The sequence below is a fragment of the Roseibium sediminicola genome (assembly GCF_023156505.1).
Lineage (GTDB): Bacteria > Pseudomonadota > Alphaproteobacteria > Rhizobiales > Stappiaceae > Roseibium > Roseibium sediminicola.
Genome location: NZ_JALNMJ010000001.1, coordinates 178,312 through 195,332, shown reverse-complemented (window position 1 = coordinate 195,332; position 17,021 = coordinate 178,312). Strand labels below are relative to the sequence as shown.

Annotated in this window: 11 protein-coding genes; 8 read left to right on the top strand and 3 right to left on the bottom strand. The window is 62.3% G+C overall.

What is annotated here, in order from left to right; translation table 11 throughout:
* The first annotated feature begins 284 nt into the window (after positions 1-284).
* The 5 genes from ileS to M0H32_RS00825 all read left to right on the top strand — a co-directional run bounded on the left by ileS (position 285) and on the right by M0H32_RS00825 (position 9,273).
* Positions 285-3,242: an isoleucine--tRNA ligase gene (gene ileS / locus M0H32_RS00845; RefSeq protein ID WP_248149523.1), complete on the top strand. Its 2,958-nt coding sequence runs from the start codon at positions 285-287 to the stop codon at positions 3,240-3,242.
* A 21-nt stretch (positions 3,243-3,263) separates the two neighbouring features.
* Positions 3,264-3,800: a signal peptidase II gene (gene lspA, locus M0H32_RS00840; protein WP_248149521.1), complete on the top strand. Its 537-nt coding sequence runs from the start codon at positions 3,264-3,266 to the stop codon at positions 3,798-3,800.
* A 92-nt stretch (positions 3,801-3,892) separates the two neighbouring features.
* The gene (locus M0H32_RS00835; RefSeq protein ID WP_248149519.1) at positions 3,893-4,588 is read left to right on the top strand and encodes a hypothetical protein; all 696 of its coding nucleotides are present in this window, start codon (positions 3,893-3,895) and stop codon (positions 4,586-4,588) included.
* A gap of 166 nt (positions 4,589-4,754) precedes the next feature.
* Positions 4,755-5,987: a hypothetical protein gene (locus M0H32_RS00830; RefSeq protein WP_248149518.1), complete on the top strand. Its 1,233-nt coding sequence runs from the start codon at positions 4,755-4,757 to the stop codon at positions 5,985-5,987.
* Between the two features lies 1 nt (position 5,988).
* Positions 5,989-9,273 (top strand): tetratricopeptide repeat protein, encoded by a 3,285-nt coding sequence (locus M0H32_RS00825; RefSeq protein ID WP_248149515.1) that lies wholly within the window; start codon positions 5,989-5,991, stop codon positions 9,271-9,273.
* Here M0H32_RS00825 and M0H32_RS00820 read toward each other — a convergent pair.
* Together M0H32_RS00820 and M0H32_RS00815 are read right to left on the bottom strand one after the other, a co-directional pair.
* Positions 9,227-10,309 (bottom strand): hypothetical protein, encoded by a 1,083-nt coding sequence (locus M0H32_RS00820; protein WP_248149512.1) that lies wholly within the window; start codon positions 10,307-10,309, stop codon positions 9,227-9,229. The two genes, M0H32_RS00825 and M0H32_RS00820, sit on opposite strands and share 47 nt — an antisense overlap.
* An 88-nt stretch (positions 10,310-10,397) precedes the next feature.
* Positions 10,398-10,892 carry a hypothetical protein gene (locus M0H32_RS00815; protein WP_248149510.1) on the bottom strand — a complete coding sequence of 165 codons (495 nt, stop codon included), beginning with the start codon at positions 10,890-10,892 and terminating at the stop codon, positions 10,398-10,400.
* Positions 10,893-11,317: 425 nt separating this feature from the next.
* Between M0H32_RS00815 and M0H32_RS00810 the strand changes: the two genes are divergently transcribed.
* On the top strand, positions 11,318-12,688 hold the full coding sequence (locus M0H32_RS00810) for a M16 family metallopeptidase (RefSeq protein WP_282449062.1): 1,371 nt from the start codon (positions 11,318-11,320) through the stop codon (positions 12,686-12,688).
* 1 nt (position 12,689) lies between these two features.
* Positions 12,690-14,015: a M16 family metallopeptidase gene (locus M0H32_RS00805; RefSeq protein ID WP_248149504.1), complete on the top strand. Its 1,326-nt coding sequence runs from the start codon at positions 12,690-12,692 to the stop codon at positions 14,013-14,015.
* 289 nt (positions 14,016-14,304) lie between these two features.
* Here the strand turns inward: M0H32_RS00805 and M0H32_RS00800 are convergent, their stop codons facing one another.
* Positions 14,305-15,840, bottom strand: coding sequence for an EAL domain-containing protein (locus tag M0H32_RS00800; RefSeq protein WP_248149502.1), 1,536 nt, complete (start codon positions 15,838-15,840; stop codon positions 14,305-14,307).
* 537 nt (positions 15,841-16,377) lie between these two features.
* On the opposite strand from M0H32_RS00800, the gene M0H32_RS00795 reads away from it, so the two are divergent.
* Positions 16,378-17,007 (top strand): hypothetical protein, encoded by a 630-nt coding sequence (locus M0H32_RS00795; protein WP_248149500.1) that lies wholly within the window; start codon positions 16,378-16,380, stop codon positions 17,005-17,007.
* The last annotated feature ends 14 nt before the right edge of the window (positions 17,008-17,021 follow it).

The window sequence follows — 17,021 nt, the reverse complement described above, 5'->3', positions numbered from 1 at the left end:
AGCCAGGCAGACGGAAAGGACAAACCGCAGATGAATTTCCAGAACATCTTTATTCATCGACGAAGTGCTGCTATGTCCCTTGCCATGCAACATCAGGCTCTCATAGTCGTCGCGCTGCCGATGACCGCGATACCGCGAATTACTAGCCCGGCCCTCGGCTGACGCGACTTGCGCGGCGCCAGGGACCGGGATCTTCCTGCTTTCCGGTTGCAGCCTTGAGATGAAGGCCGGCAATCCCCTCCCATTGAACGACGGGCCCAACGCCCGAACGGATCGACCTGACGATGACCGACACCGATAAACGCGACTATTCCGAAACCCTCAACCTGCCGCAGACCGAGTTTCCGATGCGCGCCGGCCTGCCCAAGAAGGAGCCGGAAATCCTGGCCCGCTGGGAAAAGCTCGACGTCTACAAAAAACTGCGCGAGCAGGGCAAGGACCGCAGCAAATTCGTGCTGCATGACGGCCCTCCCTACGCCAACGGCAACATCCATATCGGCCATGCTCTCAACAAGACGCTGAAGGACATCGTCACCCGCTCCATGCAGATGCTCGGTTTCGAGAGCAATTACGTGCCGGGCTGGGACTGTCACGGCCTGCCGATCGAGTGGAAGATCGAGGAGCAGTACCGCGCCAAGGGCAAGAACAAGGACGAAGTGCCGATCAACGAATTCCGCAAGGAATGCCGCGACTTCGCCGCGCACTGGATCGACGTCCAGCGCCAGGAATTCAAGCGGCTCGGCATCGAGGGCGACTGGGACAACCCGTATCTGACCATGCGCTTCGAAAGCGAGGCGGTGATCGCCAAGGAACTGATGAAGTTCGCCATGTCCGGCCAGCTCTACCGGGGTTCCAAGCCGGTGATGTGGTCGGTGGTCGAAAAGACTGCCCTTGCGGAAGCCGAGATCGAATATCACGACCACAAATCCGACATGATCTGGGTGAAGTTCCCGGTGACAAGCGCCGGTGGCAGCGATGAAACCGCCGTGGACGAACTTCTGGCATCGTCCGTGGTCATCTGGACGACCACGCCCTGGACCATTCCTGGCAACCGCGCCGTCTGTTTCTCCTCGAAGATCGCCTATTCCATCTTCGAGGTCACCCAGGACGGCCTGCCGGACGACAACTGGGTGCAGAAGGGCGACAGGGTGATCCTGGCGGACGCGCTGGCCGACGACGTTTTCAAGAACGCCCGCATCACCGACTTCAAACGCTTGCGCGCGGTGACGGCGGACGAGCTGGAAACCATGACCCTCGCCCATCCGCTCGCCGAGCTTGACCTTGGCGGTTACGATTTCGACGTGCCGATGCTCGATGGCGACCATGTCACCGACGATGCCGGTACCGGCTTCGTGCACACGGCGCCCGGCCATGGCGCGGACGACTTTGAAATCTGGATGGCCAAGCGCACTGACCTGGAAGCCCGCGGCATCAACACGGCGATTCCGTTCACGGTCGCCGATGACGGGTTCTACACCAAGGACGCCCCTGGCTTCGACGGCTGCGAGGTCATCACCCACAAGGGTGAGAAGGGCAAGGCCAACAAGGCGGTGATCGAAAAGCTGAAGGAGGCCGGCAACCTGATCGGCCTCGGCCGGCTGACCCACTCCTATCCGCATTCCTGGCGCTCCAAGAAGCCGGTGATCTTCCGCAACACGCCGCAATGGTTCGTCTATATGGACAAGACCCTTGACGGCGAAGGCGATACCCTGCGCGCTCGCGCCCTCAAGGGCATCGACGACACCCGCTTCGTGCCGGGCAGCGGCCAGAACCGCCTGCGCTCGATGATCGAGAACCGCCCCGACTGGGTTCTGTCGCGCCAGCGTGCCTGGGGTGTGCCGATCACCGTGTTCATCCACAAGGAAACGGCCGAGATCCTGAAGGACGAAGCCGTCAACAAGCGTATTTTCGATGCCTTTGTCGGCGAAGGCGCCGATGCCTGGTTCGAGGATGGCGCCAAGGAACGCTTCCTCGGCAACGACTACAAGGCCGATGAATGGGACATGGTCACAGACATCCTCGATGTCTGGTTCGACAGCGGTTCCACCCATGCCTTTGTCATGGAAGAACGCGCGGATCTTTCGCCGAAGCGCAAGGTCGATGGCGGCGATGACTATGTGCTCTACCTGGAAGGCTCGGACCAGCATCGCGGCTGGTTCCATTCCTCGCTGCTGGAGAGCTGCGGCACCCGCGGCCGGCCGCCTTATGACGCGGTGCTGACCCACGGCTTCACCATGGCCGAGGACGGTCGCAAGATGTCCAAGTCGCTCGGCAATCAGGTGTTCCCGCAGGACGTCATCAAGCAATATGGTGCCGATATCCTGCGCCTGTGGGTGGCCTCGACCGACTATTGGGAAGACCAGCGCCTTGGCCAGGAAATCATCAAGACCAATGTCGATGCCTACCGCAAGCTGCGCAACACCCTGCGCTGGATGCTCGGTTCGCTCGCCCATGCCAAGGGTGAGGAAGTCGCGCTGGCCGACATGCCGGAGCTGGAACGGCTGATGCTGCACCGGCTCGCGGAACTCGACGCGCTGGTGCGCGAGGCCTATTGGGAGTTCGACTACAAGAAGATCACCCACCAGCTGTTCACCTTCATGACGGTGGAGCTGTCGGCCTTCTATTTCGACATCCGCAAGGACGCGCTTTATTGCGACGCCGCCTCGTCGACCCGCCGCAAGGCGTCTCTCTATGTGATCGACAAGCTGTTCAACTGCCTGGTCACCTGGATGGCACCGATGCTGCCCTTCACCATGGACGAGACCTGGACCTCCCGCTACGGCGAGGACGCCTGCGTGCATCTGGAGCAGTTCCCAATGGTGCCGTCCGAATGGCGCGACGATGCGCTGGCCGCCAAGTGGGCCAAGATCAAGACCGTCCGCCGCGTGATCACAGGTGCGCTCGAAGTGGAGCGCCGCGAAAAGCGGATCGGCTCCTCGCTCGAAGCTCACCCGGTGGTGCATGTCACCGATCCGGACCTGATGGCGGCGCTTGAAGGCAAGGACATGGCGGATATCGCCATCACCAGCCAGCTGACGCTGTCCGCGGATCCGGCCCCGGACGGCGCCTTCACGCTGGACGACACCAAAGGTGTCGCCGTCGTGCCGGCTCTGGCCGAAGGCACCAAATGCGCCCGGTCCTGGAAGATCCTGCCGGAAGTTGGTTCCGATCCGGACTATCCCGACGTGACCCCGCGCGATGCCGAAGCACTCCGGGAATGGGACGCGGCAAACGCCGCCTGAGGAAAAGGTGCCTGAAGGCTCATGACCGACGCTGGCAAATCCGGCTCTTCACTTGCAAAGCGGCACCTTGTCTGGGGCCGTTTCAGCACTTTTGTGCTTGTGGTGGCTGCTGTCGGCCTGCTGCTCGACCAGGGCAGCAAACTCTGGCTGCTGCACGGCTTCAACCTTGCCGCCAACGGCCCCGTCGACCTGTTGCCAGTGCTTGAAATCGTGCTCGTCTGGAACCGCGGCATTTCCTACGGCCTTTTCCAACAACACAGCGAGCTTGGACGCTGGCTGCTTGCCGGTCTGACCGTTGCCGTCACAATCGGCTTGTGGATCTGGTCAACGCGGGCGCAGTCCAGGCTGGTCGCACTGGCGCTGGCGCTGGTCATCGGCGGGGCGATCGGCAACGGCATCGACCGGCTTTGGCATGGTGCCGTGGTCGATTTCGTCCATTTTCACGCCGGCACGTTCTCCTGGTACGTGTTCAACCTGGCAGATGTGTGGATCGTTGCGGGCGTCGTCGGTCTCCTGTATGACAGTTTTCGAAATGGTCCTAATTCAGCCGCAAAATAACGGTTTAACGCTGGACTGATGAAGTGCGGACGGGCTATCGACCGCTTCTTTCAAAGAGAAATCGAGGGGTCTGCGCAGTGCGGACATTAGTTGTGTTGGTGAGAAATTCTGCGGTGCTGGCAATCCTGGCCGGATTGGCAGCCTGTCAGGCAGCGGACGGGACCAGTCAGGCACCGGATGTTGCTCTTGTGAATTCGGTCATGAAAGGCCTTGGCGCCGTTGATCCGAACGAAAAGCCGATCGACTACAAGCCGCGCGCGCCCTTGGCCATGCCTTCGGAGCCGAACAAGCTGGTTGAACCGGAAACCAATGTTGCAGGCGTCAATTCCGAGAACTGGCCGAAACAGCAGAAGAACCAGCAACTGTCCGAAATCGAGGAGCTTTATGCCAGTTCGGGCAAACGCGGCAGCATGAACTCCGAGCCGCTGACGCCTGAGCAGATGCGCGGCTTCAAGATCACCGGCGTCACCGGTCAAGGCCGTGACCTGAATTCGGAACGCCGTGACAACGAAGTGACCGAGGGGAGTACGCTGACCCGCGCGGAACAGCAGGCAGAGTGGGAACGGCTGCAGAAACTGAAAAGCCAGCAGGCCGGCATCGACCAGAGCGGGCTGGCTACGCGCCGCTATCTGACCGAGCCGCCGACAGACTACAGCACGCCGTCCGCGAACGCGCCGATGCCGGAAGTCGTCAGCAAGAAAAAACGGAAAGCCAGCAACCACGACGAATACAGCGCCAAGCCGCTCGATCCGCGTTGCCTGGAAGGCGAGTCTCAGTATTGTAACTAAGCCAAGGCCAGTGGGTTGGCTCGCCGGACAAAGAGTTTTAAAGGGCCGTCAGAGACATCTGGCGGCCCTTTGTCGTATCCGGTGATCGAGAATTCCGGTCCGCTCTGTTAGACTGAAAGCAGTCTCACACGGAAAGGTATCTATCTTTCCTGGCCGGAAGACCCAAATGAAACGCGTCCTTGCCGCTGTTTTGTTATCTGTCCCACTGTTTTGCGCCCCTCGGACGGTGCAGGCCTATGATTGCGGCGCCCACGCCTATGAAACCAGCCGCCAATACGCACCGGGAAAGGTGCGCCTCTCCTGCCGCTGCAATCCCGGTTACCTGCTTCACGAGAAGATCTGTGCCGTCCTCGACGTGACCCGGGAAGCCCTGGAACACTTGACCGGCGACGCATTCAAGCTCGGTCACGATTTACGCGTCTATGCAGAGGCCAGGTCCAACGCCTGGTCGGCGACGCATGCAGCCGCCTTTCTGATGGCCGTTGCCAAGGCCGAAACCGGAGACTTCGACGGGGCGCAAGGCCTGATGAAACGGCTGGCGCTGGACCTTTCGCCCCCGGAGCCGGTGGTCGACAAGATGATCCATGTCCTCGCAGGATTTTCTGCGAAACAGACGATGAAACCCCATGAACATCTGCCGGATGTCTCCAGGGAAATCGACCTTCTCGCCAACGCCCTTGCAGGGGACGCCGTGCGCACACAACCTGCCTACCAGGCCCGGATGCGGCGCATCGACCAGTTGCTGATCGAGGGCGCATATCTACGAAACGCCAAGGATCTGGACGCCGCGCTGCAAGCGGTCGCGGAAGCCGCCGAATTGAACGAGACTCTTGACGATCTGATCCGGACCGGCAGCTTCGGAGTGGACATGTCCAATCCGGCGGACGTTCTGGCAACGGCCCGTATTCAGGACACCTTGTTGTTGTTGCGCGCACTCGCCAGGCAAAGGGACGAAAAATCGCAGTCTCCGGATGTGCTGAAAGCCCGCTCCGATAAGAGCCGGCGCAAGCGGGCCGCGGTTGCAGCCTGGGATCTTGCCAACGAAGCAGACGGGGCCGTCTCCGAGACGGCCGCAAGAGCACTCAGCCGAGAGGCGATCGAGCAGCTTTTGGGTTTGGACCCGAGCGGTCAAGCGCTCGAACGCAAGATGATGGAGAACGACGCCCTTCTGCTGCTGCCCGAAGAACGGCACGCCTTCTGCTGTGCCCATCTGGACGGTGACAGCAGCACCACGCTGTTGCTCCAATCACTTGAATTCGGCAATGGCAACTGGGACCGCAGCCACCAGTTTCTGCGGGCCGTCCGAAAGGTCTATCCCAAGGACCCGATGGTCGGCGAGGCGCTGGCGCGACTGAATGCGTTCCGGTCGACAGGGGCCGACCTTAAGAAGGACCCGTGACATGCGCTTCCAGCTTGCCCTGATGCTGGTCATTGCACTGAGCCCGGCTTTCGCGGCAAGCGCGCAGCAGAACGTGACCGGCAGCGCGTTCTATCCGGAGCTCGCCGAAGAAACCCAGAGCACTCTTGCCGGCGCGGACACTGCCCTGACCCGGTTCGACAACCTGATGGCAAAACTCGACGCCGCCACACCGCCGTCGCAGGCAACGCCGGTGAGCAACGAGGAGACAAATCCGTCGGGAGATTTCGTCCGGACATTCGACACGGACGACGCTGGCGGCAAGGAAGCGGCCGAAGAGCCCACCGAAGAAGCCGCCGCAGCAGCCCCCGTCCCAGCACCCTCTGCAATCGCGCCGGTGAAGCGACGGGAATTGAGCCTTCTGCGCGAACAGGCGGCGGTCCACCGGGATCGTGCGGCAGCGGCCTTGAACAAGGCTGCGGACGCGGAAAAGAACGGCGACGCGATCATGGCGCGCTACTACCGGAAGGAAGCCCAATCCGCAGCCCAAAGCGCACGCTCCTGGGCGGAAAAAACCTATCGCGGCGCAACTGCCGCCACGGGTCCGCCGCCCTCGCCGGCAGCTTTCGGATCGACCTTGTCGGCCTCGGGCTGTTCGGGCGGCGGTCTGCAGAAGGCCTGCGACTGTTTCAGGAGCACCAACAGCGAGTGCCAGGCCTTCTGGCAGCTCAAGAGCCTGGCCAGAGCCAGCGGCAGTCTGTCCGGTTTTGATACCGGCCTGCCCTCTCCCGTCAATGTGACGTTGCCGCGGCCGGCGCCGGGACAAGAAACCGTCACGCCCCCCGACGCGCACCTGGACGGTCGTCCGCCGGTCTCCCTGCTCGATCTCGCCAGGACCTTGCGCAAGGTGGTTCCCGAAAAAGAGCTGCGGCAGATTTTCGAAGACGATCCCGTAACCGGAGCCCTCGTTCTGAGTTCCACGGGGCGCCGGGTCTTTGCCCGGCCAGGCGTGAAATCCGAACTGGAGAAGATCGGCGGCGTGTCCCTCGACGTCGCGATCGGCGGGCAAGGCACGCTTCTCACATCGATGCGGCCGGCCGGTCCACGTGAAAGCCATCTGGACGATGTTGTCCTGGTCTCCTTGCGAAACCTGACTGCGGCGGCCAAAACCTTCACGGCAACGGGCGCCTGGGTGGATCTGCCGGGTGACCTCAGACATCCCGGGGGGATCGGCCGTGTTTTCGGCGTGGTGATGACAACGAGCGGCGATGTCGTTCTGATCGGCCGGACAGCGCGGCGGCCCTCGGCGGCGTTGGACATCGACAGCATTACGCTGCTGTTTTCAACCGTCTGGCGGCAGGGCCGCACACCATCCGTGTCCCTAGATCCGAGAGGAGAAGCCCTGACGGGACCGATGTATCCACGGCTGGTCAATGTCCCGCCGGACACCGAGGTCGCCCGGATCATGCTGGAGGCGGACTATGCGCTGAAAACCCTGGTTCAAGATGCCGTAGACGATCCGGCGCGGTCACGAATCCTGTTTCCCGAGCTCGGCGTCAGCGCTCCCTATGACACGCTGAAGCGACTGACCTCCGACCGGTTCTGGCTCCAGCCCAATCCATTGCCTGCGGCCTCCATCGAACTGTCTCAAAGCGGAAGGACAGCAGTCTTTGACACCGGTGTTGAAGTCCTGACCGAAAGCACCCTGATCACGGATAATGACCCCTCAAGCACTGCCAATTCCGGGTCTCAGCTAGCGCTGGCAAAGGCCCGCGCGCTCACCATGCGGTATGAGGATCTGGAAGAAGGAACGCTCCAGGCGGGACCTGACGGGGTCTATGAACAGCTCCATGGACTGATTGACCTGACAACGGCCGCGACCTTGCTGCGCCTTGGCGCGTTTCAGTCGACGTCCCTTACGCAGTTGACCGATCTGCCGGTCCGAAAAGTCCCGACCCGGTCTTCCTACCCCAATGTCCACGCCCTTGTTGCCGTACCGGCGCTGAAACACGCATATTTCCAGTACGGTGGCGTCGCGATGCGGCCAAGGTTGTCGCCGGATGCGCACAAGACACGCCTCGACGGTAGTTTGCAGAAGCTGGAGACGGCGGCGGACGCGCTGTCCGCCTCCGGTCAAATTGCGAGCGCCGTTGATATTAAGCTGAAGCTGCCGACCGCGCTTGTTTCCCCTGAATTGGCTGCGGTGCAGAACCTTGCCCGGCGCGATTTTCTGACCGCTGAACAGAAATCCCTGACCAAGGTGCGGCTGGCGCCTTCGTCCCACGCGGCCTGGGAAGAGCTCGCACGGGCCCGGCTGGGCCTGGGCGACCTGGACGGTGCCATGGCTGCTATCGACCGGGCGTTGACGCTCGCGCCAATCGATCCGGACACCAGGGTGCTTGCCATGGACATTGCCTGGAGGCGAGATCCCGAAGCGGCCTACGCCGCCCTGAAGGACATCGACACCGCCCTGCGCGACCTGTCACATCACTATTTCAGCCTGGCCCGCGCCGCCCTGGACGACGGTTCACGCGCGCGCGCCGAGAGCTATGCCGGCTGGGCGGCCGAGCTCTGGAGCGGCAATTTCGATGCGCATCTCCTGAGAGCGCAGCTGCGCGTCAGGGACGGCAATCTCAATCGAACCGACCTCTCCAAGGCCAAACGGGCACTTCTGAGATTGCAGTCTTCCGCGCCCGACGCGGCCCGCAAACCGCTTGCGTTGGTGCTGACGCTTGATGCCCAATCCCGTCTTGCCCGGGTTGAGCGCCTGATCCGCAGCGCGGTCGCGGACCCGAATGATGCGGCGGGTCAGGCGCATTACCAGACCGCCTTCCAGGATCTGCAACAGGCCTTTGAAGCCACGCAGAAGGCGGGGCAACTGGATCCGCAATCTGCCGAACCCGGCGCCCTGCAGGCTCTGGTGCGCGCCTATCACGGCGCTCTGTTCCTGGAAGACGAAGGTGCCGCGAAGAAAGAAATCGAAACAGCGCTGCTGGCGGCGCGCGCTGTCGCTGCGCGGCATCCGGACAGCCCGTTCCCGCCCTTGAGTGAGGCAGCCATCCTTCTGGTACAAGGCGATCCGGAAGAGGCTGAAGACGTTTTAAGACAGGCAGTGAAAGTGTTTCCGGAAAACGCAGCGCTGCGGCGCGCTCATGCCGAACAGGCAATCACCGTCGGCGCATGCGCGCATGCCGGGATCGATATCGATTTCCTGTCCGCCCTCAATCTGCCGAGCCTGCGCGAAGACGTTGCAGATCTCTCGGATCGGCTGCGATCCTGCTCTACCGGCCGACAAACAACAAAGGCGTCCCCGTCTGCGGATGATTGAACACAACAAGGCGGGGGCGCGGGCTGGAACGCCCCTTGGCGGAATAGCTGCCGTCCTTGATCTCGAAAGTGCCGTTGATGACGCAGAGTTCCAATTGCTCGGTGGCGCCATCAATCGTCGCTTCCGCCGACACGGAGGCGAAGGCGTGCTGGTAGATCACGAAACCGACTGACGGGGAAAAGGCGTAGAGATGGCTCACCTTGATATCGATCGACGTCATCTCGAAATTCGAGGCCATGGCCGGGGTAAAAGTGAACGCTGTGGGCTCCAGTTCGACAATGTCGATCTCTCCGAGCCCCTCGACATCGAACACGGAAGAGAGTTTGCCCTCAAGCTCGAACGAGACGCTGCCGACATTGGGAATGTTCATCGTCCGCGTTCCCGCGGCCCAGGCGGCTCCGATAGCAACCGGCTCCTGCGGAAACTTCACAAAACCGCTGGCAAGGCTGTCTTCCGCCGTCGCCTCGACGGTTTCGCGGAAGACGGGATCAGGATGTTCGATCTCGAAATCCGTCAGTTCACCGGCAGGTGACAGGGTGACGGCATAGCTCAGATCGAGGTTGCTCAGCGCCGCCTTGTATTCGGGCGGAAAATCCGGGTCGGTCCGCGCCTGCTCAATCTGCTCGTCATAGCCACTGTCGAACAGGAAAGCCGGTGCGCCGGCGATCATCTTGGCCTTGAGCAGGCGAGAAATGCTCGTCGACACAACGGTATCGCCATTGGCCTTTCGGTCTTCAATGACAAAGTCGCGCATCGTCATGGTGAGTTCCGAAAGCTGTTCCTTCACCACCGGCCCAGGCTCGATCTGAATTTCGAGCATGGCCTGGTGGCTGAACCGGTCGCCCTTTTCCCGACTGTATCTCAGGTCGAACGTATCCGCCTGATCCGGGCCGCGCGCGGTTCCAGTCGGCTTCTTGATGATATGATTGCCGAGATCCTGAACGTAGAAAGACTGATAGCACGCCGCCCCGCCGCCCACCGTGACAGCGGGTTCCGCAAACGCCGGTCCAGGGCCGGTGCAAATGCTTGCCAACATCAGACATCCGGTCCACAGGGCCGTCCGCAACAGCGCGTCAGCCGGAGCCTTCTGTTTACCTACAGAAAAAGGCATCGGACCGCTCCTTTCATGGTGTCGAGATGTCGACGATCCGGCAATCCGCGTCGATCGGAGTGCCTTCGGCATCCAGGATTTCCACTGCTGACGCAGTGTTGAAATATTTCTTCACCGGCCGCCAAGTACCGGGTGAGCCAAGCAGTTTGTGCTCAACCTGAGTGGCGACAGAAGCCGACGCGTTGTCGGGCAGCCGGCAGGACAGATGCAAATGACAGACGTCTCGCGTTTGCGGATCCATCGATTTGAAGAAACCCGGATTGATCGGAGTAATACGCTCACGGATCCGGAAGCTGCGCCGGTCGGCGCCTGCCTCTATCTGGAGCTCCTGCTGGTATTGCGCGTCCTGGCCAAAGGCCCAGAAGACGCATTCGGAAGACGAGGCGCCTAAGGCGGAACCGGCCTGGACGGCGAGGCAGCTTGCGACAAGGGCAGCAAGCCGCCAAACCGGCGATAGCCGTCGGCGGAAGATCGACCTGTTGATGTTACGTGGCACAGGGGTCGGCATGAGACGGTGCTCCTGCTCTTGTCGTTGGTGCGGGCAAGATATCTCCGGGCGTTGAACGCTCTGGCGTCACCATTCTCGGGTTCTGATTGTGACGCCGCATGGGTCTTGTCCGGCAGGCTCAATGATACGCCTTCCGGATCGGTCCGGCAAAACAGCTTCCGGCTGCGGCAGGCGATGCCACCCGTCTGGTGAGAAAAACCGCCTCAATTTCGTTGCATCTGTCGCAAATAACAAAATTGTAACGGGACCTGCGGTCTCTGAAACCTATATTGGATTCTGGTTCAAACATGGCCGCGGCCCTAAGCCGCCAAAGGACAATGCACGTGCCCCCATCACCGTTCTCACGCTCGCATCCCGCCGCCCGCGGTCTGAAACGATCGCTCGGTCTGTTGCTCGTCCCGGTTCTTGTCTTAGGCGGTGGCGGACTGGCCACCTCGGTGTCCGCGTTTGCCAAGGCCGATGATCCGGCAGCAATCCGGATCGCGCCCAATCTGGAAAGCTTCACGCTTGAGAACGGCCTGCAGGTGGTCGTTATCCCGGACCGCAGGGCGCCGGTCGCCACCCACATGATCTGGTACAAGGTTGGCTCCGCCGATGAACCGGAAGGCCAGTCGGGCGTCGCGCATTTCCTGGAACACCTGATGTTCAAGGGCACGACCGACCATCCCGACGGTGCCTTTTCGAAGATGGTGGCCGAGCGCGGCGGCCAGGAGAATGCCTTCACCAGCACGGACTACACCGCCTATTACCAGCGGGTCGCCAAGGAACACCTGCCCCTGATGATGAAGCTGGAAGCCGACCGGATGGAGAACCTGGTCCTGTCGGAAGAGGTCGTCGCGCCCGAGCGCGACGTGGTGCTGGAGGAGCGCCGCATGCGTGTCGACAGCGAACCCGGATCGCGCCTGCGCGAGGCGCTCAACGCCATCACCTTCGTAAACCACCCCTACGGATCGCCGGTGATCGGCTGGCAAAGCGAAATCGAGGCCCTCAACACCGACGCCGCCCTCGCCTTCTATGACAGGTTCTATACGCCCAACAATGCTGTGGTTGTCGTTGCCGGCGATGTTGATGTCGACGAGGTGCGCCGGATCGCAACCGAGACCTATGGCAAGGTGCCGCGGCGGGCGGAACCCGGCGCCCGCATGCGTCCCGCCGAACCGCCGCTTTCCGGCGAACGGCGCATTGCGGTCCGCGACCCGCGCGTGCGCCAGGAATCCCTGTCGCAGACCTGGATCGTGCCCAGCCAATCGACCGGCAAGGGCCGCACGCCCGAAGCACTTGACGTGCTCGCCTATATCCTCGGAGAAGGCCCGTCGAGCCGGCTGCACAAGGCGCTTGTCCTCGACCAGGAAGCCGCCCTTGGCGCCGGCGCCTATTACCAGGGCAGCGCGCTTGATGACGGCCGGTTCGGTGTCTACGCCTCACCCCGGCCGGGCCATACACTCGCGGAGATGGAGCGCCTGATCGCCGCCGAGGTCGCGAAGCTTCTGGAAACAGGCGTCAGCGAGGAAGAAGTCGCCAAGGCCAAGAACAGCATGATTGCGGGCGCGATCTATGCGCAGGACAGCCAGTCCGGCCTTGCGCGCCTGTTCGGCAGCGCCCTGACCACCGGCCTCAGCATCGAAGACGTTCAGTCCTGGCCCGCCCAGGTCAGCGCGGTCACGCCGGAAGACGTTCTGGAAGCGGCCCGAACCTATCTGACCGGCATTCCCGTCACCGGGGAACTTCGCCTGGAAACGCCATCCGTCAATGACGCCGCCCAGACAGCTCCGGCCAACGAGAAGGAAAAGACCTGACATGGCGCCCCGCATCCCGTCACACGGCCTGTTGCCCTTTGTCTGCCTGGCCCTGATCGCGCTTTTTGCCTCGGCTCCGATGGCAATGGCCGTTGAAATCCAGAAGGTCACCAGCCCGGGCGGTATCGAGGCCTGGCTGGTCGAGGACCACACCGTTCCGCTGGTCGCCCTGAATTTCTCGTTTGAAGGCGGCTCCGCCCAGGATCCGGATGGCAAGGAGGGCCTGACTCGGCTGCTCGCGGCAACGCTCGACGAAGGTGCCGGCGATCTGGACTCCGAGGCCTTCCAGGCCCGCCAGGAAGCGCTCGCCATCAGCATCGGCTTCAGCACCGGCAAAGACCGGTTCTACGGCAGCCTGCGCAGCCTGACCCCGACCTTGCGCGACGCCACAGAGTTGCTGGCGCTTGCCGTCAACGCGCCGCGCTTCGACACGGCGCCGATAGACCGGATGAAGGCCCAGCTGGCGACCCAGGCGCGGCGCAATGAAAGCGACCCCGACGCCATTGCCGGCCGGGCACTCGCCAAGGCGATGTTCGGAAATCACCCCTACGCGCGGCCGACGCTCGGCAGCACGGAGACACTTGAAGGCCTGACCGCGGCTGACCTGGCGGAGCAACACAGGAAATTGCTCGCCCGCGACGGTCTGACCATCGGCGTGGTCGGGGCGATCGATGCCGACACGCTGGCAGACATACTGGACGAGGTTTTTGCTTCCCTGCCGGCGAAGGCCGATCTGGTGCCGGTCGCGGAACTGAGCCCGGCCACGGGCAGTGAAATAAGCGATGAACTGGCCGTGCCGCAGACGACGATCCTTCTCGGTCTCCCGGGCCTGAAGCGCGACGACCCGGATTACCAGGCCGCCTATGTCATGAACCATATTCTGGGCGGCGGCACCTTTACCTCCTGGCTCTATCAGGAGGTGCGCGAGAAACGCGGCCTTTCCTACAGCACCGGCACGTCACTGTCGCCCTATGCTCATGCTGCGCTGCTGATCGGCTCCGCGGCGACCAAGGCGGAGCGCGCCGGCGAAACGGTGCAGGTCATGCTCGACCAGCTGCGGCGCATGGCAACCGAAGGACCGACGGAGGAGGAATTGCGCGCGGCCAAACAGTATCTGACCGGGTCCTATGCGCTGCGCTTCGACAGTTCCGGCAAGATTGCCGGTCAGCTGGTCGCCTTGCAGAATGCCGGCCTCGGCATGGACTATTTCGACCGGCGCAACGGCGAAATCGACGCGGTGTCGCTGGACGATGTCCGCCGCGTCGCCCAAAGGCTGCTTGCGGACAAGGCCCCGACCATTGTTACGGTCGGGCCGAAACAAGGCTAGCCGGTGGCTTGAAGCCTCAATTCGGCAATGCTCTGATTTTTGGGCAAAACACTGCGGAAATCATTGTGTCACCCCGGGCGACCAACGGGAGACCCGGGGGCCTACTCGTTTCCAGAGAGATGTCCGTGGAAATTGATTTGGCTTGTTGTCTGCGCAACTCCAGCGCTTCAGCAAGCTGCCCTGCGAGCGGGCCCCGGATCTGCGCTTCGCTTGTCCGGGGTTACACCTGAACACAGGGACACGCAGAGGGAAACGGATTAGGTCTTTGTCGGGCCGACGTAGCAGCGTCTTACTGAGCCGCAGCCGTGCGCCTCGGCCCGGGAGCCGGCGTCCCTTGAAGAACCTCCGCCCGGACCGGCCGCGGCGGTGAGAACAGGTTGCCCTGCGCCAGCTTGACGTCGTAGTCGAGCAGTTCCAGCACCTGAGATTCCGTCTCGACATGATCGGTGATCAGCTGCATGCCGTAACGGTGCAGCAGGTCGCCGAAATCCGACGGATGGATGTGGCCATGGATCGCCTCGCGGCGGCCGATCAGATAATCCGCATTCAGCTTGCCGTATTTGAAGCCGCGACCTGCCAGCGAGTTGAAGTCCATCTTCATGTCCGAGATCTGGTCGACGGAGAACCGGAAGCCGAGGTCGTAAAGCGCGCTCAGGCTTTCCAGCTCCATGGCGCCCATTTCCGCGACATCGCTCTGGCTGAATTCGAAAACCAGCACATCGGCGAAATTCTGGTTGGCCTTCACGAATTCCAGGAAGCCAGGGAAGAAGGTTTCATCCACCAGGGAGAGCGAGGAGATGTTGCAGAACAGGATCGCATTGCGATTGCGCGAGGTCAGCCGGCGCACGACCTGGATTGAGCGGAACAGCAGAAGATTGTCGATGCGAGCGATCTGCCCGGAATGAACCGCTTCCGGCAGGAAATCGGCTGCCTCAATCAGGTTGCCTCCAGCGTCGCGCAGGCGGGTGAAGGCTTCATAATATTTCACCTGGCGCTGCGGCAGCGTCACGATGGGCTGCAGATGCAGTTCCACCCGGTTGGCATTGAGCGCAGACGTGATCAACTCGCGCATGGCCATGTTCGGCTTGGGCTTTTCCAGCGCGGGCATCATCACCGGGTCGTCGGCAAGGGACGTCGTGGCCGCGGCGCGATCGTCGCGGACGGACTGTTCCGGGCGCGGATAGGCGTTTCGATGCATAGGCTGATCGCCCTGCCGCGGCGCATGGACGCCATAGCGGCGATCAAGTTCCGACATGTCGCGGTGCGCCTGGACCGGTGGAGGGGCGAAAGCGGCCGGCTGTTCGTGCGGCGGCTGATGCGCAAAGTGCGCGGCAGGTTCGGCTTGCTGCCGAGGCGGCCAGTCCTGAGACGCCCGGTAGACCGGTTCTTGCGGATGGGGCTGTTGCGGCTCCTGGGTGTAGCGCGGCAGGCTCGGCGTCCGCGGCGGCGGCGCGATCGCCTGCTGGTCCTCAACCCTGGCCTCCAGGTCGGACATGGCTTCCGCCATTTGCTTGACCAAGGTGCCCAGCACCTCGACTTCGGCAAAGAGCGGATCGATTTCGGCGCGGGTGCGGCGCGGCGCGGAGTGCTCCATGCCCGTCAACCGGCCTTCGAGATTGCCGACATCCTCATCCAGATCCGACATGCGCTCCTCGAGCCGGTCCACCGCTTCGTTGACGGCGCCGCGATCGCGTGCCCGGCCAATGAGCAGATGAAACAGGATCATGGTGCACATCAGTGCCAGCGAGAGGGACACGGCCTCGCCAAAAGGACGGCCGAACTGGAAGACCAGCACTGTCGCGGACGACAGGGCGATCACGGCCATGCAAATTGCTACAAATATGGTCCCTGTCCGGCCCATGGCGTTCGAAAGTTCCGACCCGAATCAAAAGTTACTGCTTAATCATGCCTTAAGAACCAGTCGCCTCCGAATCCGCAACCCGCTTTCAGGCGTGAAATCCGTGACTTGTCCCCGGTTATGGCCTTCATTTGCGAAAATGAGGGCTCTTTTCCCGCCCCGCGTCCACACGGCCCAGGCCGGGACAACAGCACGTTTCAACTATTGCCGGCACATTCGCACTTTGCATTCCGAAAATGCTTCCGCTAAAGTTACGCAAGGGAAGCCGTGTCGTGGCAGTGATTTTTTATACGAATTTTCATGGGGGCTGGTATGCAGGCAGCCGGACGGACATCCCGTCGTATGACACGCGGGACGGCAACGAACAAAGCGCCAAGCGATTCCGCGAGGAATCGAGCCGCATCGCTACGTCTTGGACCAGGCGCCGCGGATCGGCATCCACCGCACCCTTCTGGCGACCAGGATCCGTCGACGTCGCCGCCTCACACCGGTCTCTCTCTGGAAATGGTGCAGTCCGCACTCGTCACGGCGCTGCAAAGCCGTGAATTCCAGTCCGCGCCGCAACTGAGAGCCTTTCTCGGATTTGTGGTCCGCGCCACACTGAACAACGAACAGGAAAAGCTGAAGGGTTATACCATAGCCGTGGAAGCCCTTGGCCGGCCGGAAGATTTCAATCCGGTGACCGACCCGATCGTGCGTGTCGAAGCCGCGCGTCTGCGCCGGCGCCTGGAGAAATACTATTCCGGGTCCGGAGCTGGCGATCCCGTGCGCATCGTCATTCCGAAAGGCAGCTACGCGCCGGAATTCCATCCTGCCTGTGGCGAACGCGCGGTGAGCCCCCCCTCGGAAAGCCTGCTGGCCTTCGAGGAAGAAGGCAGCGCATTCGAGGGCCCGTCTGCAAGCGATTTGCAGGCCGACGCCGACCTCGCCGGGGCCATCGCGCGCGGTACGGCTCTCGGGCCACCGGCCTCCGCGCCCCAATCCGGACGTGCCGCATCGGCGACAGGTCCAATCCGGGACACAGACATCAGACTGTCGGCCGGACGGCTTCTCCACCGGCCCGTCCCCCTGTCTCTGGCGCTGCTCTTTGCGGGGCTGTGTTTCCTGGCCGGCTATCTTGCCGCCGCGTCCTGAGAGGCTGGCCCATA